We start from the raw sequence: 20,163 nt of genomic DNA, 5'->3' as shown, positions 1-20,163 counted from the left end.
CGTTTGCCTGGTATGCACCGTCACTTCAACGGCCTCAAGACGGCCGCGTTGTTCGGCGGCATCTGGGTCATTCTGCTCGCGATCGGCGCGCTGGTCGCCGGGGGTCGCTACATCTGGATCTTCGCGCTGATCGGCGTCGCGACAACGGCGTACAGCTACTGGAACTCCGACAAGCTGGCCATCAAGGCGATGCGTGCCTATCCCGTCAGCGAGATCCAGGCGCCGGAGATGTACCGCATCGTGCGGGAGCTGTCGACCAAGGCGGGCAAGCCGATGCCGCAGCTGTTCATCTCGCCGACCGATGCACCGAACGCGTTCGCCACCGGCCGCAGCCCGCAGCACGCCGCCGTGTGCTGCACGCAGGGCATCCTCGACCTGCTCGACGAGCGGGAGCTACGCGGTGTGCTCGGCCACGAGCTGATGCACGTCTACAACCGCGACATCCTCACCTCGTCGATCGCCGCGGCGCTGGCCGGCATCATCACCTCGATCGCGCAGATGATGATGTGGTTCGGGATGTTCGGCGGCGGCAACAACGACGACGACCGGCCCAACCCGCTGGCAATGCTCGCGATGGCCTTCCTCGCCCCGGTCGCGGCCAGCATGATCCAGCTCGCCATCAGCCGCACGCGTGAGTACGACGCAGACGAGGACGGGTCCAAGCTCACCGGTGACCCGCTCGCGCTCGCGTCCGCGCTGCGCAAGCTTGAAGCCGGCACTGCCCGCACCCCGCTGGCGCCGGAGCCCAAGGTCGTCAACACCAGCCACATGATGATCGCCAATCCGTTTCGCGCACAGGACGTTTCCCGCCTGATGTCGACCCACCCCCCGACCGAGAAGCGCATCCAGCGGCTCGAGAACCAGGCCTACGGTCGCCAGATCCGTGGCGTCGGCTGACCGAGGTTCGTCCTCGCCGGCAGGCGCTGGGTCCAGTAGTTCGTGCGCAATGCCGCACTATCCACTGGACCTGGAGCGGGCTGCATGCCGGCGACCCGCCTCGATCCGTAGCGCATCGTAGGTATGACGCACCTGGAGCATGAATCGGTCCGGTACGAGACGCAGGCCGATGACCGGTATCCGCAGCATTCGCTCGCCCGCGGTGACTCGGTCGTTCTGGCGGAGCGCGTCATCGATGGGATTGAGTGCGAGCAGGTGATGTCCACCGTCCACCTCGACCACCAGGCCGACGTCGTCCCATGACACATCCAGATAGACCCGCCCGTGCGGCCCCTCACGCACCGCCTGATGTGACGGCGGTGGCAGTCCGGACTTCCGGGCCAGACGAGTGAAGTCGAGTTCGCCGAGGGACTGGGCGCCGTCCGTGACGTCGGTGATGACCGCATCGAGCAGTGTCCGCCGGGCAGATCGGTGAACGCTGCGCCACGCTAGCTGCAGTCTCGGCGCAGAGGTGAGGCGTTGCTGCATCGGCAGGCAGATGAGCAGTGCTGCCTGCCGGTCGGTTGCCGCCCACTGCGCGGCGTGGATCGTGGCGATCTCGGTCCCGACCCGTGGAATGCCGCTGCCTGTCACAGCCGGCGTGACTCGCGGCAGATGCCGGCGGACACCCTGGAGCGGATAGGTTCGGCTGGTTTTCGGCAGGGTGACGTCGATGACGGACGTCTCGAAGCTCGTCATACCGGCAGCCAACAGGGCGCTCGCGCCGTCGAGGCGCGCACCCGAGCCGCTCTCCCACACCGCCCGCCACCACTGAGCGACCACTCCGATCTCGGGCGACCCCACCGCAACGGTGTGTCGGCCGACCCTGAACCACCGCCCCGCCGCAACCTCGTTACGCACACCGAACCGGTCTATGCCGTGCTCTGCCAAGGTGGTCCGGTGCACCACACCACCGTGCTCGCCGGCCAGCGCTCGGGCCGTCGCGCGTCGTTCCGTGCCGCGAACCACTGGCCTGTCACACGCCGCTCCACGCATCAACCCTGCTTCCTGTGTCATCCGAGGATTCTGGGGTTGGATAGCCGTCCGCAGGCAGCACGGGGGGCTCCCTGTGGACGACCACGTCTCGGGCGCGGGGATGTGGGCCAGCGTCGCTGCCGCGCTGCCAGCCCAGTAGATGGTGCGCCATACCGCACGATCTACTGGATCGATCGGCATGACAAGCTCACTCCCATGGGTTCTTTGTTGCGCACCGAGGCGCAGGAGCGCGCCGGACTGATCGACGTCACCGGCTACGACCTCTCGCTCGACCTCGACCAGGGGGATGAGAACTTCGGGTCCGCCGTCACGATCACCTTCACCTGCCGACGGCCGGGCGCCGCGACCTTCCTGGACCTGCAGGCGGAGACCGTCACATCGATCGCGCTCAACGGGGTGGCGCTCGACCCCGCGTCGGTGACGGACGGACGCGTGATTCTGCCCGGTCTGCAGGGCGAGAACACCGTGCAGGTGGAGTCGGTGATGCGCTACCGGCACGATGGCGAGGGGCTGCACCGGGCGGTCGACCCCGCGGACGGGCGGCACTACGTCTACGGCATGTCGTTCCTGGACGCGGGGCCGTCCATCTACGCCTGCTTCGATCAGCCCGACCTGAAGGCGCCGTATGACGTGCGCGTGCGCGCCCCGCACGACTGGATCGTCGGCGGCAACGGTGCGGCGAAGCAGACCGCACCGGGCGAATGGACCCTCGCAACGACCCCGCCGATGTCGACCTACTTCGTCACCGTCTGCGCCGGGCCGTATGCCGCCGAGACCGACGAGCACGACGGCATCCCGCTCGGCATCTATGTGCGTGCTTCGCTCGCCCGGCAGTTGCGCGAGCAACGCGACGAGATTTTCGAGGTGACCAAGCAGTCCTTCGACTACTACCACCAGCTCTTCGGGATCCGTTATCCCTGGGGCAAATACGACCAGTTCTTCGTGCCGGAGTTCAACGCCGGCGCGATGGAAAACCCCGGTTGTGTGACGCTGCGCGACGAATACATCTTCCGTGGCGCGCACACTCGCACCCAATTGCTGACCCGCGCCAACACGATCGCGCACGAGATGGCGCACATGTGGTTCGGTGATCTGGTCACCATGCAGTGGTGGGACGACCTGTGGTTGAACGAGTCGTTCGCCGAATACATGGCGCACCGCACCTCGGCCGAGGCGACGCGGTATGCCGAGGCATGGGTCGACTTCGGCATCGCGCGCAAGACGTGGGGGTATGGCGTCGACCGCAGCCCGTCGACACACCCGGTTGCCGGGGCCTCCGCGCCGGATGCGAAGTCCGCGCTGACCAACTTCGACGGGATCTCTTACGCCAAGGGCGCCTCGGCGCTGCGTCAGCTCGCCCTCTATGTCGGGGACGGAGCCTTCGTCGCGGGAGTCCGGAAACACTTGACCGACAACAGTTTCGGCAATGCGACGATGGACGACTTCCTTGCCGCTGTCGAGCACGCCAGCGGCCGGTCGCTGGCCGAGTGGACGCGAGGCTGGCTGCGCAGCTCCGGGGTGGACGACATCAGGCTGGAGGTCGAGGAACATGACGGCGTCGTAGCCCGCGCCGAGCTGGTCGTGACGAGACCGGCCGGCTCGACGTCGTTCCGCTCCCACGTGCTGGATGTGGCGTCGATCAACGAGGGCGTCGCGATGGCGACGATCCGCGTGCATGCCGACCGACCTCGAACGGACCTGCCTGATCTCGCCGGGACAGCACGAGGTTACCTGCTGCTGCCGAACTCGTCCGATCTCACCTGGGCGACGACGCAGCTGGACGTGGAGTCGCTCGCAGCCGTGCCGGGGGAGCTGCTGGCGACCGATGACCCCCTGGTGCGGCTGGCCGTCTGGTCTGCACTGCTCGGGGGCGCCGACACCGGGCGGGTCGACCCGCAGCGTGTGGTTCATGTCTTCGCCGAATGCTGGCCGCACGAGGACACGACCTCACTCAGCGACATGTTGGCTGGTCTGGTGCGGGTGCTCTACCCCTATCGCCTTGTCCCGCAGGCAGATTCGGCACACGTGCAAGCCATGTTGGCGGACGCCGGGTTACGTCGACTTGATCTCGTCGAGGATCCACAAGCGGCGCTCACCCCCGCCCGGCTCGTCGCTGCCACGACGACCGACGCGGACCTGCTCGCGCGATGGGCAGCCGACGACGGCCGGCCGGGCTCAGCCGCCGGTGACACCGACTTCGGCTGGCAGGTCGTCCGGCGACAGGCAGCGCTGGGCCTGATCGACGCAGCCGCGATCGACACGGCACGGGCTCGGGACGACAGTCTCAGCGGTCATCTGTCCGCACTTTCCGCGCGCGCCGCGCGGCCGACCGACGAGGCCAAACGGTGGGCCTGGGACCAGCTGTATGGCGAGCGGGCACTTTCCAACTACGAGGCACTCTCGCTTGCCGAGGGCTTCTTCGCCGGGTACGGCGAGAACGGCGCCGATGAGTTGCTGCGAGGGTATGTCGACCGGTTCTTCGGCGAATTGCCCGCCGTGCCGAGGAAGCTGGGCGACATGGCTGCGGAGAAGTTCGTGATGGCCGCGTTCCCGCACCGCGCCGTCGAGCCGGCTGTGGCGGACGCGGCGCGCGCCGCTATTGCGAATCCGGACAACACCCCTGGGGTGCGTCGGGCGCTCGCAGACTCGCTGGACCGGCTCGACCGGGCACTGGTCGCCCACGAGAAGTTCGGCGGAACAGTATGAGCGTCCGGTGGAGCATCCTCGTCATACCCGTCGACGAGCCCGGCGCGAAGCCGTGGCTGGAGCAGTCGCCCGACCAGGTGTGCAAGACGGCGTCCGTGGGCAAGTTGCTGCTGCTCGCCGAGGTGGCGCGACGGATCGACACCGGTGAGCTGACCGCCGATCACCGGGTGACCAAGGACGGTGCGCGGTTCGTGCGCGACTCCGGCCTGTGGCGTGTGCTCGACCAGGCCGACCTGACCGTCGTCGACGCCTGTCGGCTGGTCGGTGCGGTGAGCGACAACCTCGCCACGAACGTGCTGCTGGATCTCGTCGGGCTGGATGCCGTTGCGGCATACGGCGATTCAACCGGTGCAGGCGCGATGGAGCTGCTTGACTACGTGCGCGGCGAGGCGCGCGACCTGTCGATCCCCGGCACGCCGCCCACGCTGTCACGTGCCAGCGCCGCATCGCTGGTCGCCTACGTCCGCCGGCTGTATGACGGTGCCGTCTCGCCCCGCGTCGAGGAATGGATGTCGCTCAGCACCGACCTGTCCATGGTCGCGTCCGCTTTCGCGGAAGATCCGCTGGCGCACAACACGATCGGCGACGAAGGGCATCCCGCACTGATCAACAAGACCGGCACCGACGACGGCATCCGGGCGGACGTCGGACTGGTCCGGCGCAGTGGCCGCGCGGTCGCCTATGCGGCGATCGCCAACTGGCCGACCGACGAGTCAGCCCCGGGGCTCGCCGCAGTCATGGACCGAATGCACCGCATCGGCGCAGAGATTCGCGACCGGCTCGCGCAGGGTTGACCGGCGCTCAGTCCAGCAGACCCCGTTGTCGCGCCAGGTCCGCGGCTTCGGTGCGGGTCGCTGCGCCCAGCTTTGCGAGGATGTTCGACACGTGCACACTCGCGGTCTTGGTGCTGATGAACAGTTTCGCGGCGAGTTGCCCGTTCGTCATACCGGCGGCGACAAGCTCGAGGACGTCGCGTTCGCGAGGGGTGAGCACCCCCTCCCGTGCCGGCGCATCATCGGCTCTCGCCCGGGTGCGCAGTTGCGCCACGAGGTGCGCGGCCCCGAGCCGGCGGGCCGTCGCCAATGCGCGATCGGCGACGGCGCGCGCTTGACTGTGCTCACCCGACGAGTGCAGGACACGCGACAGCAGCAGCTCGATGGTCGCCTGTTCGTACGGAAAGCCGGCGAGCTCGAAATCGGCTGCGGCCTGACGGTATTCATCGGCGGCAACTGAGTCGTCCCCGTCGAGGCGGGCGAGCTCGGCGCGAGCGCGCGCGAACCATGCGTGGGACTCGGAGCCGAGCGCGTCACGACTGCCACGCAGGGCCAGCACAGCAGTGAGATCCTCAGCGAGCCCCGACACTCGCGGCGCCCAGGCGGCAGCCTCTCGCGGCTTACCGGCCACTGCGTCGGCGATCGCCGTCAGCAGGAGCGCCGCCATCCGGATCTGGGCGTCGAACACTGCCAGCCGCCATACCTTCCGGACCGTCGCGGTTGCCTCGTCGTAGATCGCGACTGCCGCCGTCAGGTCGCCCGTTGCGGCAAGGGCCTCGATCGTCGCCGGAGCGTCCGTCACCACGGTGAACATGTCCTGGTGCCAGAGGGGGTGCACCTCCTCGTGCCCAGCAAGCACCCGGTCGAAGTCGCCGCGCGCCGCGGCGATCGTCTGCCGCACCGCAGACGCGGATGCCCTTGCCACCGAAGGCAATCCGTCCGCGCCGGCCAGCAACTCGTCGGCGTGCTGCCAGTCGCCGAGCTTCGCCGCGAGCACCGCGGCGAAGATGACCGAGTCGAGCCCGTAGAGCTCGGTGCGCGCATTGGCCTCGGCCGCTCGGCGCACGGCCTTCTCGTAGGTCGCCATCGCCAGCTCGTGCTGATCGGTGCGCGACTGCAGTCCGGCCAGTTGATGCAGAGCCCGCAGCTCTGCGCGGATGTCGCCGTCGGCGGCGGCTCGAGCGCGCACCTCGTCGAGTGTGGCGAGGGCCGTTCTGAGGTCCCCGGCGAGCCCGTCCAGTTTCGCCTGGGTCGTCATCGCGTCACTGACGATCGACGGTTCGTCCACGGCGCGACCGATCAGCAGTGCCTCGCCCGCGGTCACGGTGGCCTCGTCGAGCCGGCCGAATGCCAGCAGATAGTGGGCCTTCAGCGCCAGCAACTGACCGACCAGGATGTCGTCATCCGCCTCGCGTGCCCAGCCTGCCGCTGTGTCGAGAACGCGGTCGGCCTGGTCAGGCAGATCCGGTGCCGACAGGCTGACGTGCATCGTCGGGGGGTCGGTCAGCAGGAACGCGGATAGGTGCAGCCGGATCATCCGCCCCCGCTCGACCGGGCTGCCGTCGAAGGTGCGCAGCGCGTCCCGCATGAGTTTCGTCGCGCGCTGCGGGTCACCGGCCGCCAGCAGCGCTTCGGCCGCTCGCTGCGGCAGATCATCCGGGACGCCGGTGAGCCCCGCGTGCGCGGCCGCCAAGGCCATCGCGCCCTCGAAGTGACGGGCGGCATTGGCCGGCGCGGCGCGATCGAGAGCCTCCTGGGCGGCTGCCACCCGCGCCCGCAAGGCCTCGCCGAAGCGCGACGCCCGCTCGGCATGGACGGCGAGAGCGGCCGCGGTGCCCGGACCCCCACGCGCCAGCAGTAGGTCGGTCAGGCGATCGTGCAACTGCACGCGTTCGCCCGGCAGGAGGTCGTCATACATCGCCTCGGCGAGCAGCGCATGCCGGAAGTCGTAGCGGCCGCCGCCGTCGATGACGAGCACGTGCGCGTCGACCGCGGCACGCAGGGCTCGGTGCAGTCCGGTCGCGGACAACCCAGTCAGTTGCTGCAGTGTGTCCTCCGTCGTGCCGGTCCCCACGATCGAGACGGCGCGCAGCACTTGGCGGGTGTCGTCGTCGAGCGCGTCCGTCCGGACAAGGAGCAGGTCGGCGAGATCCGCGGGCAGCAGTTGGTCGTCGGTCTCGGAGCACGGCATCGATGCGGCCACGAGTTCCTCGGTGAAGAAGGGGTTTCCGCCGGATCGGCGAACGATCTGCCGCGCGGCGTCATCCGGCAGGTCGGGCCGCAGGTGGTGGACCAGCGCGCTGGCCGGATCAGTCTCGAGCGGCTCCAGCAGGAGCCGCCGGACGCGTGGTAGGCGGGACCATACGGCAAGGGAGGAGCGCAGCGGGTGGCGGCGATGTAGGTCGTCCGTGCGATAGGTCGCGACCAGGTGCACGCCCGGCGGCACACCGTGAGTCAGCAGGTAGGTCAACAGTTCTCGCGTCGACCGGTCCGCCCAGTGCACATCCTCCAGCACGACCAGCGCGGGTGCGACCTGTGCGAGGTCGTCGATGATCGTGGTGACCGCGTCGAAGAACTCGATCGGCCGCAGCCCCTCCGTGGGGGCGATCGCGGCGACGGACGCCAGCTCCGCGGTCGCCGGCAGCGCGCGCACTGCCCGGACGATATCGGTCACCGGCAGGTATGGCGCAGCACTCTCGCCCAGATCCAGGCAGCGCCCGACGAAGACGTGGCCACCAGCCTGCCTGCAAGCCTCGGCCACTTCTTGCAGGAGCCGGGTTTTGCCGATGCCCGCGTCGCCGCCGACCAGGGTGATCGACGACTGCGCGCGGTCCCCGAGCAACCGCGTGAAGTCGTCGACCTCCTCGGCGCGGCCGAAGATCGGCCCGGCGGGTGCGGAGTCGGAAATCATCCCGTCATTGTCCCCGGTTCGCTTCCACAGCGGGCCAGGACCGGGCACGACGGATGCGGTCATTACCAGCCGAGCCGGCCGGACACGACCCGGCCCGAGCCGGCGTGCGCGCCGCGGCGCTGCTGAGCCGGCGGTGTCCGTCGCCCGAACAGGCGACTGACACTCAACTCCCAGCCGTGCGCGACCGCGAAGTCGTGCGCGATCTGCTCTCTTCGGTAGGCGAGTTCGGCGTCGACGGTGGATGGGATGGTGGTGAACCTCATGGCGAGTTCCTCTCGATGTCGTGGCACCGGCTGCCTGGTGCTGCCCTGCCGTATGACGTCGAGATTGCTCGTCTGAGGTAGCCGCCCGCGTCGGGCGGATGCCCTATTTCCCTGCTGAGGCGGTGCCTCAGACGAGATACCGATCAGTCGTAGGGACCGCCAGCAACATACAGGACCTGGCCGCTGACGAAGCCGGCGGCTTCGCTGCAGAAGAAGGACGCGGCGTTGGCGATGTCAGCAGGCCGGCCGACCCGCTGCACGGGGATCTCCTTGGCGGCCAGCTGCTGGAACTCCTTGAAGTCGATGCCGACGCGCTCGGCCGTCGCCTTCGTCATGTCGGTGACGATGAAGCCCGGTGCGATCGCGTTGGCGGTGACGCCGAACTTGCCCAGCTCGATGGCGAGGGTCTTGGTGAAGCCCTGCAGGCCGGCCTTCGCCGCCGAATAATTGACCTGTCCGCGGTTGCCCTGTGCGGACGTGCTCGACAGGTTGACGATGCGGCCGAACTTCGCCTCGGTCATGTACTTCTGGGCCGCGCGGGTCATCAGGAAGCTACCGCGCAGGTGCACGTTCATGACGGTGTCCCAGTCGTCCACGGACATCTTGAAGATCAGGTTGTCGCGCAGCACTCCGGCATTGTTGACCAGCACGGTCGGCGCACCGAGCTCGGTGGCGACGCGCTCGACGGCCGCGCCAACCGACTGCTCATCGCTGACGTCGCAGCCGACGGCGAGCGCCGTGCCCCCGCCGGCAGTGATGCGCTCGACGACGGACAGGCACGCGCCTTCGTCGAGGTCGAGTACGGCGACGGCATATCCGTCGCTCGCGAGTCGCTCGGCGATGGCGGCGCCGATGCCCCGCGCCGAGCCCGTGACGATCGCGGTTCGTGTCTCCGGCATGGTTCTCCTTCGGTGATTTTGGTGGTTGTGGGGCGGTCCGGCCGTCACACTGTCGGGTGCCAGACCAGTCGGCCGATGCTGCGGCCGGCGGCCAGGCGAGTCAGCCCGTCCGGCAGTTCGTCAAAGGCCAGCCGGCCTGAGATCAGCGGCTCGATCTGTCCCTTGGCGGCCAGCGCGCTCAGGTGCTCATAGCCCTCGGCGATCACCTCAGGGCGCATGGTCTGGTAATAACCCCAGTGCAATCCGAGGACCGCGTAGTTCTTCAGCAACAGGTGATTGAGCGGTGGCGCCTGGATCCGGCCACCGCTGAAGCCGACGATCACGATGCGGCCCTCGAAGGCGACGCATCGGGCCAGCAGGTCGTAGGCGTCGCCGCCGACCGGGTCGAAGATGACGTCGGCGCCGTGCCCGCCGGTCACGTCCCTGACCCGGCTCACGACGTCGTCGGTGGTGCGGTCGATGACCACGTCGGCGCCGAGCTCGCGCGCCGCCTCGGCTTTCGCGGCGCCGCCAACGATGGCGATCACCGGATTGCCCGCGAGCTTCGCCAGTTGCACGGCCGCGGAGCCGACGCCGCCGGCTGCCGCTTGCACGAGCACCCATTCGCCGGGCTGCAGGCGCGCCCGGCGGAAGAGCGCAGCCCACGCCGTCTGGTAGGCGATGGTCAGCACGGCTGCCGCGTCGTCGTCGAGTTGTGCTGGAGCCAGCGCATTCTCGGCAGGCATCAGCGCCGACTCGGCGAACCCGCCATGCGGTATGGCGGACATCCCGATCACGCGATCGCCGATCGACCGGCCGGTGACACCCTCGCCGACGGCGGTGATCTCGCCGCACAACTCGACACCGGGTGTGAACGGCAAATCGGGCCGGACCTGGTAAAGCCCTTGGCACATCAGCACATCCGGGAAGTTCAGGGCGGCGCTCAACACGCGCACGGCGACCTGGTCCGGACCGGGCATTGGCTCCGGGAGCTCGGTGATCTGCACCGCGTGCGCCGGCTCGCCCAGTTCGCGCACCTGCCAGGCTCTCATCGTGCTGCTCCTTGTCCGTCGGCCCGTGCTTGCAACCGCTGCATGCCGCGCAGCCACCGGTCGGTGTCCGTGGCGCGCAGCGCGAAATAGTCGGCGACCTCGGGGTGCGGCAACACCAGGAAGTCGCCATGCGCCACGGCCTGCACCAATGCCTCGGCGACATCTGCCGGTTCGAGCGTGCCGTCGTGACCGATCGTGCCGGCCAGGGGGTCTTCACCCGGGCCGGGATACATGTCGGTGCGCACCCCCTGCGGGCAGATCGCGTGCACGTCGATGCCGCGGTGGCCGTAACTGGCGGCCAGCCATTCGGCGAAGGCCTCGGCACCGTGCTTGGTGACGGCGTATGCCGGCTGGCCGAGCACGGTCAGCAGTCCGGCTGCCGATGCGGTGACGATGAACCGGCCGGAGCCGCGCTCCAGCCAGCGCGGGACGAGCAGGCGCGCGGCGCGCACGTGCGCGAGCACGTTGACCTGCCAGGAGAGCTCCCAATCGGCGTCCGGCGCCGTCAGCCCGCTGCCGCGTGCCACCCCCGCGTTGCCGACCCAGACATCGATGTCACCCAACTGGGCGAGCGCGCCCTCGATCGCGTCGGACACGCCCTGCTCGGTGCCCAGGTCCACCGGAATCGACCGGATACCAAGCGTGTTCGCGGTCTCCTGGAGTGCGGCTTCGAGCAGATCGACCGCCACGACGTGTGCTCCGAGCTGGTGCAGGCGTTCGGCGATCGCGGCGCCGATGCCGCGCGCCGCGCCCGTGACGACCACCCGCTGGCCCTGCCACGAGGTGAGTGGTGTGGGCACAATCGCTCCTTCGGCATGGTGAGGATGCACGCTGACTAAGCGCTTGCTTAGCGTCGCATGCTGCGCCATGCTCGTCAATGCAATGGCGGCCCGCCGTTGCAGGCGAGGAAAGGCCCCATGACCGAGACCACGAGCGATGCCCAGCGCCGGTTGCTCGATGCGGCACGGAACTCCTTTGCTGCCAGGGGGTTTCATGGGACGACAACCCGTGACATTGCTGCCGCCGCGGGTATGTCGCCGGCCGCGGTCTACGTGCATTACCGGACCAAGGAGTCGCTGCTCTACGCGATCTCGCTCGCCGGGCACGAGTCGACGCTGCGTGCGCTGCGCGAAGCGCAGCGGTCCGCGGACGACCCGGCGGGCAGGCTGGCCGCGACCGTCCGGCGACTGGTGCTCGGTCACGTCACCGGGCACACCATGGCGCGGGTGGTCAACTACGAGCTTGCTGCGCTGAGCCCGGAGCACCGGGTGGTGATCGACGAATTGCGTTACGACATACAGCAAGTCATCCGGGGTGCGCTTGCCGACGGCACGGATTCCGGCGAATTCGACTGCGTCGACATCGGTATGACGACCAACGCGATCATGGGCATGTGCATCGACGTCGCGCGGTGGTATGACGAGCGCGATGCCTGGCTGCCCGAACGCATCGCCGACCACAGTGCCCGGATGGCGCTGCGCATGGCTGGGCACCGGGGCAGGAAGTGCTGACTCGGCGGCGGGTGGGGAGCCGGGCCACGCGAACGCCGCCGACGGACCTCAGCGGTAGTTGGTGAACTGCAGCGCCACATCCAGGTCGGCGCTCTTGAGCAGCCGCTGGACCTCCTGCAGGTCGTCGCGGGACTTGCTCGTGACGCGCAGCTCGTCGCCCTCGATGCGCGACTTGACCGACTTGGGGCCTTCGTCGCGGATGATCTTGGAGATCTTCTTGGCGTTCTCCTGGCTGATGCCGTCCTTGAGCGTCGCCTCCAGCCGGTAGTCCTTGCCGGACAGCTGTGGTTCGCCATCGTGCGAGAGCTCCAGCGACTTCAGCGAGACGCCGCGTTTGACCAGCTTGGTCTGGAAGACGTCCAGCACCGCGAGGGTGCGCTCGGCCGAGTTCGCCTTCATGAGGATCTTCTCGCCGGACCACTCCAGCACCGCGCCGACACCGCGGAAGTCGTAGCGCGTGGAGATCTCCTTGGCCGCCTGGTTCAGCGCGTTGCTGACCTCCTGCTTGTCCGTCTTGCTGACGATGTCGAACGACGAGTCGGCCATGATCTCTAGCTCCTTGGGGCGAGTGCGGTCTCCGCCAGAGTATGCCGCGCCGGCGCTCACCTGCCGCCCGCGGGACGCCGATTGGCCCGGGCACCGCGATGCTTGTTATCCTCATCCACGCACCACGCCAGGTTGCCCGAGCGGCCAATGGGAGCGGACTGTAAATCCGTCGCGAAAGCTACCTAGGTTCGAATCCTAGACCTGGCACCATGTGCACGAAGGGCCCCGGCACTGTCGGGGCCCTTCGTCATACCATTGCCGCAGTCGGCGAAATTCGATGGCCAGCAGTCGACCCCGTCGGTAGGTTCCTGTTCTCGTGAGCGAGACAGCCGACCATGGCCCGCGGCGCAGGGCCATCCGGCTGGACCTCAGTCCGTTGCGGCGCCCGGAGTTCCGGCGGCTGTTCAGCTCCGCGACCGTCGCCTATCTGGGCTCGATGGTCGGCTACGTCGCCATACCGTTCCAGCTGTACCGGCTGACCGGCTCGAACTTCGCGGTCGGGCTGGTCGCTGCGGTCGAACTTGTGCCGCTGGTCATCTTCGGGCTCTGGGGCGGCGCGCTCGCCGACCGTCTCGACCGCCGCACGATCATGCTGGCGACAGGTGGCGCCGAGGTGCTGCTGAGCGCGGTCCTGCTTGCCAACTCGCTGCTCGCGAAGCCGCAGATCTGGGCCATCTACGTCGTCGCCGGCCTGCTGGCCGTCGCCTCGTCGCTGCAGCGCCCGAGCCAGGAGGCGCTGATGCCGCGCACTGTGCCGCACGACCAGCTCACCCCAGCGGTGGCCGTGTGGTCGATGGCCTGGCAGCTCGGCTCATTGCTCGGGCCGAGCCTCGGTGGGCTGTTGATCGCCCGCTGCGGGGTGAGTTATGGGTATGCCGCCTGGGTCGTGGCCGCTCTCGTTTCGACGCTCCTGCTGCTGCGGCTCGGTCATTACCGGCCGACCGCCGAGGAGCATGAGGAACCCGGGTTCGCCTCGATCCGGACCGGCCTGCGCTACGCGCTGTCCCGCAAGGACCTGCTCGGCACCTACGTCATCGACATGGTCGGGATGTTCCTGGCGATGCCCATGGTGCTCTTCCCGGCGTTCGCGCTGCACAGCTTCGACCGGCCGGATCTGCTCGGGCTCTTCTACGCCTGCGAAGGCGTCGGGTCGGCGATCGCGACGATGACGAGCGGCTGGATGCAGCACGTGCACCGGCACGGTCGCGCGATCACCCTCGCCGCCATTGGCTGGGGTGCGGCGATCGGGCTCGCCGGGCTGGTGCCCGGGCACGGACCGTTCTGGGGCTCGGCCGGCGTGTGGATCGCCCTGGGCGTGCTTGCTGTCGCCGGTGCACTGGACCAGGTCAGCGGCACCTTCCGGTCCGTCCTGTGGAACCAGACCATCCCGGACGGGTTGCGCGGCCGGCTGGCCGGCATCGAGATGCTCTCCTACTCACTCGGGCCGCTCGGCGGCCAGTTGCGCTCGGGCGCGGTCGCCGACTGGCTGGGCGTGCGCACCGCCATCGTGTCCGGCGGCGCCCTGTGTATGGCGGGGGTCGGTGCCTCCGCTGCCGCGTTGCGCGGATTCTGGAGCTACGACAACCGCACCGACCCCCACGCCGTTGCCGCACGCGAGAGCCGCGCCGCCCAGTGACCGAAGTCCACCGGGCGGCGCGGAAACCGCTGCCGTCAGGACGTTTTCACTCCTGCAGGTAGCTGATCGAGAAGCTCTCGCCATCCGCGCCCAGCGCGCTGGTCTGGTCCTCGTACCCGTTGTCGTTCGACGCGTCCATCGCGATCGGGCTGTAGTTGCCCAGGGCGCTGCCGTTGACCGTCGACCCGCTGAAGTCGACCTCTCCGAAGTCCGGGTAGGAGCTGGTCGGCGACTCGATGACGAAGTCGGCGCTTGCGTTCGCACCGTCATACGACTTGGTGGTCGTCTGGGTCCAGCCCTGGGTGTTGTCGGTCAGGACCAGCGTGTAGGACGTGCCGCTGCGCGTCACCGTGGCGGTGATGGTGTCGCCCGCGCTCACCGGGTTGTCGTAGTAGACGGGAGCAGCCGGATAGACCTCGTACCAGCCCTGGTAGACCGGCGATCCGCTGGAGCAGTCGGTGGCGACGCCGGTCTGCTCGACCGAGCTGCTGCCGTAGCCGTCGATGCCGACCCACGGAGCCATCAGGTCATTGCTGGAGTTGCAGCTGACGCTCGGCTCGGTCCACGACGTGCTGGTCGAGCTGAAGCCGGAACCGGTCGCGACCATGCCCGACCAGTTGTAGCCGTTGACGTTGTAACCGTGGCGGGTCCCGGCCAGTGCGCGGGCCCGGGCGGTGCGGCCGAGGATCGGGTGCTCTGCCGGGGTGCCGATGTGCGCGCCGAACCGCGCGTGGGCCAGCCCGGGTGTCAGGGCGTGTCCGGTTGCGGCATGTGGCGCCGCGCTGGCACCGCTGAAGCCTGCGACAGCCGTGAGGGCGACCGCGCCGAGGGTGCCGGCGAGCAGACGGGCATTGATGCGTTGCATGGAATCTCCTGATGGTGTGAGCCGGGCAGCGGCGGTCGCCGCATCGCCCGTGCGGCACCGTATTCCTGTCGGCACGCGTCCAAAATGGTTGCAACACAACGATTTACGTTTGGCTGACCATCTTCTGACTCAGCTGCGTCCGGCCAGACCGAAGCGCAACGATCGCCATACCGAGTCTTGAATGCAGTGAGTTCGCAGGCGGTTTCCAGATCACGCCGCGATCAGCACGATCCCGGCCAGCACGACCACGACTCCGGCGAACTTGCGGGCCGGGGACGACTCGTGGAAGAGCTTCCATGCGAGGAGCGAGCCGACCACGATGCTCGACTCGCGCACTGGCGCCACCAGTGCGACCGGTGTCGTCGTCATGGCCTGTAGGACCAGCACGTAGGCCAGCGGCGACAGCAGTGCGACGCACAGGACCTCCGGCCAGTGTGCGCGCACGACCCGCGACAGCTCGGCGCCGCGGCCCCGCAGGCCGGGCACCATCAGCGCGGCCTGCCACACCGTGCTCATGGCGAAGTAGGGGATCGGCAGCAGTGCGAGGTCGGTCATCGAGTGGTCGTCCCACAGCGTGTATGCCGCAATCATCAAGCCGGTCAGCGCGCCCCACTGGACGCCCTTCCACACCGAGGCCGAGTGCGGCTGCGCCAGGCCCGCCGCACGAGCCGAGGCGACCACGGCGACGCCCACGACGATCACTAATCCGCCTGCAACCGCGAGGATTCCGGGGCGTTCGGCGAGCACGATGACGGCGAAGAGCATGGTGATCAGCGGCCCCGTGCCGCGGGCGACCGGATAGACGACGCTCAGGTCGGCCTTGCGATAGCCGCCCTGCAGGGCCAGGCCGTACAGGATGTGCAGCACTCCGGACAGGGCAGTGGCGCCGAGCATGGTCCAGCCGGCGCCTTTGTCGTGCATCGCCAGCACGATCACCCCGACCGGCAGCCAGATCACCGCCGACAGCAAGCCGTAGGCGAAGACGAAGACGTAACCACCGTTCTCGACCCGCTTGGCCGCGATGTTCCAGATCGCGTGGAGCACAGCTGCCGTGAGCACGAGGATCAGCGCGGTGGTGGACACCCCGACGACGCTATCGAAACCATCCGAGCGCCCGGTGAAATCACCGCGAAACCACGCTGAAAGTGGCCGCTTCTAGCGTTCGGTGCAGACCGATCACCCCGAACCTGCCCTGGAGGCCGTCATGACGAACGCCACGCTCACTCCCACGAAACCGCCTCAATCCCGAACGTATCCGTCGATCCGTGCCGCCTGGATCCCGCTCGCCGCACTCTGCCTGGCCTTCTTCGTCGAGATGGTCGACAACACGCTGCTGTCGATCGCCCTGCCAACCATCGGACGCCACCTCGGCAGTGACACCACCGCGCTGCAATGGGTCACCGGCGCGTATTCGCTGACCTTCGGCGGCCTTCTGCTGACCGCCGGATCGATCGCTGACCGCTTCGGTCGTCGCCGCGTGCTGCTCATCGGGCTCGCCGTCTTCGGCATTCTCAGTCTCGGTGTCGTATTCGTCCACACGACAGGCGAACTCATCGCGCTACGCGCCGCCCTGGGCATCGCCGCCGCAGCGATGGCGCCGATCACCAACTCGCTGGTCTTCCGGCTCTTCGACGACAAGCAGCTGCGGATGCGCGCGATGACGGTGATGATCGTCGTCGGCATGTCCGGTTTCATTCTCGGCCCGCTGCTCGGCGGCACTGCGCTGGCCCACATCAGCTGGCAGTGGCTGCTGCTGGTGAACGCGCCGGTCGCTCTGATCGCCTGCATCGGCGTATGGCGCGGCGTCGCTCCTGATCGCCGCGAAGACCTGACCGACGACACGCTCGACCTCGTCGGGGCGGCGTTGAGCATCGCGATGATCGGCCTGGCCTGCTGGTCGCTCACCAGCGGAGTGCAGCACGGCTGGCTGTCGCCGATCACGCTTGCCTCGATTGCCGGCGCCATCCTGGCCGCGGTCGCCTGGGTATGGCACGAGCGCACCGGCAAGGCACCGATGCTCGATCTGTCGATCCTTGCGGGCGGCACGGTCCGGGGCGCGCTCATCGCCCAGATCGGCACCGCAATCGCCATGGCAGCAGTGATGTTCGGGCTGATCCTGCACTTCCAGTACGCCTACGGATGGAGCCCGGTCCGGGCTGGTCTGGCCAACCTGCCGATGATCGTCACGATGCTGGTCGCCACCCCGTTGTCGGAGTGGCTCGGCAAGCGATTCGGCCACCGCGTCGCCTGCTTCGTCGGTGCCGCCTGTCTCACCATTTCCCTCGCCGGTATGGCGTGGGGCGTCGAGCACGGCTACCTCGCCATCGCCGCCAGCATGGTCGTGATGACGATCGGTCTGCGGACGGTCATGACGATCTGCGCGGTCGCTCTCGTCGAGGCGATGCCGGAGAACCGCACCTCGATGGGCACCGCGCTCAACGACACCGCGCAGGAGGTCGGCACGAGTATCGGCACCGCGCTCGTCGGCACGCTGATAGCGGCCCTGGTCACCACCGTCCTGCCGGCCGGCACCTGGAGCGACGCCCTGGTCGCGTCGTTCTTCCGCGGCGAGCGCATCACCTACGGCATCCTCGCCGTCGTCGTCGGCGCCATCGCCGCCTTCGGGGCACTGTCGCTCACCAACTCCCGCGACGTCGAGGAGCACTGAGCTTCCTCGCGTGCAACGCAGGATCAGGTAGCGCGGCACCTCCGCGGGCGGCTCGATCACCTCGGTCAGCTGCAGTCCCGAGCGGAGCACCGCGTTCAGGTAGGTGGCCAGCGTGCGGTGGTGAGCGCCGACGTGCCCGCGCACCCCGTCGCCGCCGGTCGTCCACCAGCCTTCCGAGGAGTAGCCCCGGTCGGGCGGCCAGCTCGACAGGGCACCGGCCGCCTCCAGTCCGGGAAAGCACGGATGCAGCAGCGAAATCAGCGCCCATCCTTGTGGATTCACCGTCGTTGCAATGGTGGCCAGCGCGGCGTCCAGGTCGCCGATGTCCATGAGCGCCATGTTGCAGACGACGCCGTCGAACACCTCGCCGTCCCACCAGCCGGTGTTCGTCGCGTCCCCGTGCAGCCATCGCACTCTGGTGCCATCGGCGTGCTGAAGCATCTGCGCGGATGCGTCGACAGCGGTCACCTCGGCGCCACGGTCCGCGAGCGCGCGGCTGACGGCGCCCACCCCGCACGCCAGGTCGAGCACCCGCTGGCCCGTCAGGTCATCGGGTAGATAGGGCACGCAGACGGGCACCCAGTCGTGGGTGGCCTCGGCATACCACGGAGCGATCGCGTCGTAGCGGGTCTTCACCGGGCCGAGCCTAATCCGCGGTGCCGGGTGGAGTCAGTCCCGATAACGGGGACCATAGGCGAACCAGCCAGCTGATCCTTGCTTCGCAGGGGACGGCCCGCCGCCCGAGTCCTGGGTCGACGGCTCGTCCGATCCGGATACTCCGTCCTCGCCGAGGCCGAGCAGCGAACGCGTCACCGACTGGGACTGGTCGAGCAGATCATCGAGCGCGGTGTGTATGTCGCTTGCCGTCACCTGCCGGGCACTACCGGTGGTGATGCCGGCCAGCACCGCGCGACGGATCAGTTCCTTCAGGAACGAGGCGGTGACCCCGTCGGTGCGGTCGACGACCTGCGCGAGGTCGTCGGCGCTCAGGTCATCGAGAACGCCGGCGCCATACAGCCGCAACAGTTTCAGCCGGGCGGACGCACCCGGGCGATCGATCTCGACCGCGACGTCGACCCGGCCGGGCCGTTGCACCAGGGCTCGTTCCAGGACCTCTGCACGGTTGGTCGTGAGCACGAAGAGCATGTCGCTGTCCGCGGCCGACCCGTCCATTGCTTCGAGCAGTGAGAACAAGATCGGGTTGTGCTGGCCGTAGGACCGGTCCGTTGCGACGAGGTCGACATCCTCCAGGACAACGACGCTCGGGGCGAGTTCGCGGGCAAGCACGGCGACCGCACCGACGGCCTGCAGTGCCTCCCCTTGCAGCAACAGGCGGGTTGCGTCGCGCCGGTGCTCGATCAGATAGCGCACGGTGTGGGTCTTGCCCGTCCCCGGGGGACCGAACAGCAGCAGGCCGCGCTTGAGGTGCTGTCCGGCAGCGCGAAGCTCCCGTGCGTGGGCGGTGATGTCCAGCGCGTGGCGGTCGATGCGGGCGAGCACCTCCTCCGGCAGGATCACGTCCTCGCGGGTCACCTTCGGGAGGTCCGCGAAGGACAGGACGAGGCCGCCCATCGGGTCGCTCTCAACGACCACGGCATGGCCGCGATACACATTGAGCTCACCTCTGAGCCGGTCGAATTCAGTCATCAGCCGCTGAGTGGGTCGCGTGTCCAGACCGGCGATCTCGATCCGCAGCGCCGGTGGCTCATGCCGCTGCGGACCGCTGACCAGCACCGCGTACTTCCCGTGCTCGTCGCGCACCAGCAGTAGCGCGCGCTTCCAGCAGGCAAGTGTCTGTCCTGGCCCGCTGGGCAGGTCGACGACGTCCGGTGCGCCGGTGCGCAGCGGCGGGAGTCCGTCGCCGGAAAGCAGTTCGCCCAGGTCGAACCCCGAATAGTTGGGCGGCGACGAGAGGCCGACAATCGTGACTTCGCGACCTGGTGCAACGATCCACTGGTCCAGTGCTCGTTGCAGATTGACGCGTTCGACGGCGGACCACTCGCGGCTGACGATGGGGAACTGGCTGCTGGTCAGGTGGTCCCGGAGCTGCTCGACCACCGGCAACCGGCGCCGGCCGACCACCTCCATCGACCAGTCCATGAACTGCCGAAAGTTACGCGCGAACTCCCGGGCTTGTGTCTCGGCGCTTTGCTCGTCCCCCGTCATTGCTGCAGCCTACTGACTGCGCCGCGCGGACCATCAGTCGTCGAGGTCGAACGCCGCGTGAAACGCATCGGCGTCAGATCGCGCTCCGGGCGAGCACTGGCACCGGGCGTGGCTTGTCGACTCCGGCCAGCCAGATGGGGTGGGTCATTCGAGTTCCGCGGAGCGGACGCGCGCGGCATTCTCTGCCAGCCATCGCGGGTACGGGTCGGACTCGCACACCGAGCGGGTGTCCCGCGAATCGGCGAGCTTGATGTAG

General features: G+C 68.5%; 16 protein-coding genes, 1 tRNA gene and 1 pseudogene. 7 read left to right on the top strand and 11 right to left on the bottom strand.

Translation table 11 applies throughout. From position 1 onward, the window contains the following. The first annotated feature begins 12 nt into the window (after positions 1-12). Entirely contained in the window at positions 13-897 is an 885-nt protein-coding gene (gene htpX, locus EFY87_RS10865; RefSeq protein ID WP_123271497.1) for a zinc metalloprotease HtpX, read from the top strand. 57 nt (positions 898-954) lie between these two features. Here the strand turns inward: htpX and EFY87_RS10860 are convergent, their stop codons facing one another. Next, positions 955-1,953 carry a PDDEXK family nuclease gene (locus EFY87_RS10860; RefSeq protein WP_181445474.1) on the bottom strand — a complete coding sequence of 333 codons (999 nt, stop codon included), beginning with the start codon at positions 1,951-1,953 and terminating at the stop codon, positions 955-957. Between the two features lie 174 nt (positions 1,954-2,127). Between EFY87_RS10860 and pepN the strand changes: the two genes are divergently transcribed. Together pepN and EFY87_RS10850 are read left to right on the top strand one after the other, a co-directional pair. After that, positions 2,128-4,638 (top strand): aminopeptidase N, encoded by a 2,511-nt coding sequence (pepN, locus tag EFY87_RS10855; protein ID WP_123271496.1) that lies wholly within the window; start codon positions 2,128-2,130, stop codon positions 4,636-4,638. After that, entirely contained in the window at positions 4,635-5,432 is a 798-nt protein-coding gene (locus EFY87_RS10850) for a serine hydrolase (RefSeq protein ID WP_123271495.1), read from the top strand. The genes pepN and EFY87_RS10850 overlap by 4 nt, the downstream gene beginning before the upstream one ends. 7 nt (positions 5,433-5,439) lie before the next feature. Here EFY87_RS10850 and EFY87_RS10845 read toward each other — a convergent pair whose 3' ends face one another. The 5 genes from EFY87_RS10845 to EFY87_RS10825 all read right to left on the bottom strand — a co-directional run bounded on the left by EFY87_RS10845 (position 5,440) and on the right by EFY87_RS10825 (position 11,315). Then, positions 5,440-8,322, bottom strand: coding sequence for a helix-turn-helix transcriptional regulator (locus EFY87_RS10845; RefSeq protein ID WP_158607590.1), 2,883 nt, complete (start codon positions 8,320-8,322; stop codon positions 5,440-5,442). A 62-nt stretch (positions 8,323-8,384) separates the two neighbouring features. Next, positions 8,385-8,585 (bottom strand): hypothetical protein, encoded by a 201-nt coding sequence (locus tag EFY87_RS10840; RefSeq protein ID WP_123271493.1) that lies wholly within the window; start codon positions 8,583-8,585, stop codon positions 8,385-8,387. A 143-nt stretch (positions 8,586-8,728) separates the two neighbouring features. Then, the gene (gene fabG / locus EFY87_RS10835; RefSeq protein WP_123271492.1) at positions 8,729-9,484 is read right to left on the bottom strand and encodes a 3-oxoacyl-ACP reductase FabG; all 756 of its coding nucleotides are present in this window, start codon (positions 9,482-9,484) and stop codon (positions 8,729-8,731) included. A 44-nt stretch (positions 9,485-9,528) separates the two neighbouring features. After that, a complete protein-coding gene (locus tag EFY87_RS10830) occupies positions 9,529-10,515 on the bottom strand; it encodes an NADPH:quinone oxidoreductase family protein (protein ID WP_123271491.1) in 987 nt (328 codons plus the stop codon). Next, positions 10,512-11,315: an SDR family oxidoreductase gene (locus EFY87_RS10825; protein WP_245988585.1), complete on the bottom strand. Its 804-nt coding sequence runs from the start codon at positions 11,313-11,315 to the stop codon at positions 10,512-10,514. The genes EFY87_RS10830 and EFY87_RS10825 overlap by 4 nt, the downstream gene beginning before the upstream one ends. A 117-nt stretch (positions 11,316-11,432) precedes the next feature. On the opposite strand from EFY87_RS10825, the gene EFY87_RS10820 reads away from it, so the two are divergent. After that, positions 11,433-12,026 (top strand): TetR/AcrR family transcriptional regulator, encoded by a 594-nt coding sequence (locus tag EFY87_RS10820; RefSeq protein WP_123271489.1) that lies wholly within the window; start codon positions 11,433-11,435, stop codon positions 12,024-12,026. 48 nt (positions 12,027-12,074) lie between these two features. On the opposite strand, the gene EFY87_RS10815 is transcribed toward EFY87_RS10820, so the two are convergent. Then, positions 12,075-12,572 (bottom strand): YajQ family cyclic di-GMP-binding protein, encoded by a 498-nt coding sequence (locus EFY87_RS10815; RefSeq protein ID WP_123271488.1) that lies wholly within the window; start codon positions 12,570-12,572, stop codon positions 12,075-12,077. A gap of 126 nt (positions 12,573-12,698) precedes the next feature. Here EFY87_RS10815 and EFY87_RS10810 point away from each other — a divergent pair. Continuing rightward, a tRNA-Tyr gene (locus EFY87_RS10810) sits at positions 12,699-12,782 on the top strand. A 106-nt stretch (positions 12,783-12,888) separates the two neighbouring features. After that, positions 12,889-14,208 carry an MFS transporter gene (locus EFY87_RS10805; RefSeq protein ID WP_123271487.1) on the top strand — a complete coding sequence of 440 codons (1,320 nt, stop codon included), beginning with the start codon at positions 12,889-12,891 and terminating at the stop codon, positions 14,206-14,208. Positions 14,209-14,254: 46 nt separating this feature from the next. Here the strand turns inward: EFY87_RS10805 and EFY87_RS10800 are convergent, their stop codons facing one another. Further along, the gene (locus EFY87_RS10800; RefSeq protein WP_123271486.1) at positions 14,255-15,073 is read right to left on the bottom strand and encodes a G1 family glutamic endopeptidase; all 819 of its coding nucleotides are present in this window, start codon (positions 15,071-15,073) and stop codon (positions 14,255-14,257) included. Positions 15,074-15,283: 210 nt separating this feature from the next. Next, a complete protein-coding gene (locus EFY87_RS10795) occupies positions 15,284-16,156 on the bottom strand; it encodes a DMT family transporter (RefSeq protein WP_123271485.1) in 873 nt (290 codons plus the stop codon). 121 nt (positions 16,157-16,277) lie between these two features. On the opposite strand from EFY87_RS10795, the gene EFY87_RS10790 reads away from it, so the two are divergent. Further along, positions 16,278-17,741, top strand: a complete 1,464-nt coding sequence (locus EFY87_RS10790) for an MFS transporter (RefSeq protein WP_123271578.1) — start codon at positions 16,278-16,280, stop codon at positions 17,739-17,741. A 303-nt stretch (positions 17,742-18,044) separates the two neighbouring features. Here the strand turns inward: EFY87_RS10790 and EFY87_RS21345 are convergent. Further along, positions 18,045-18,320: pseudogene (locus EFY87_RS21345) on the bottom strand (class I SAM-dependent methyltransferase); the annotation flags it as partial. 90 nt (positions 18,321-18,410) lie between these two features. Continuing rightward, the gene (locus EFY87_RS10780; RefSeq protein WP_123271484.1) at positions 18,411-19,907 is read right to left on the bottom strand and encodes an AAA family ATPase; all 1,497 of its coding nucleotides are present in this window, start codon (positions 19,905-19,907) and stop codon (positions 18,411-18,413) included. Between the last annotated feature and the right edge of the window lie 256 nt (positions 19,908-20,163).

Origin of the sequence: Flexivirga caeni (genome assembly GCF_003724155.1) — a bacterium.
GTDB classification, from domain to species: Bacteria; Actinomycetota; Actinomycetes; order Actinomycetales; family Dermatophilaceae; genus Flexivirga; species Flexivirga caeni.
The sequence above is the reverse complement of the archived record's forward strand: the minus strand, read 5'-3'. Positions and strand labels throughout refer to the sequence as shown.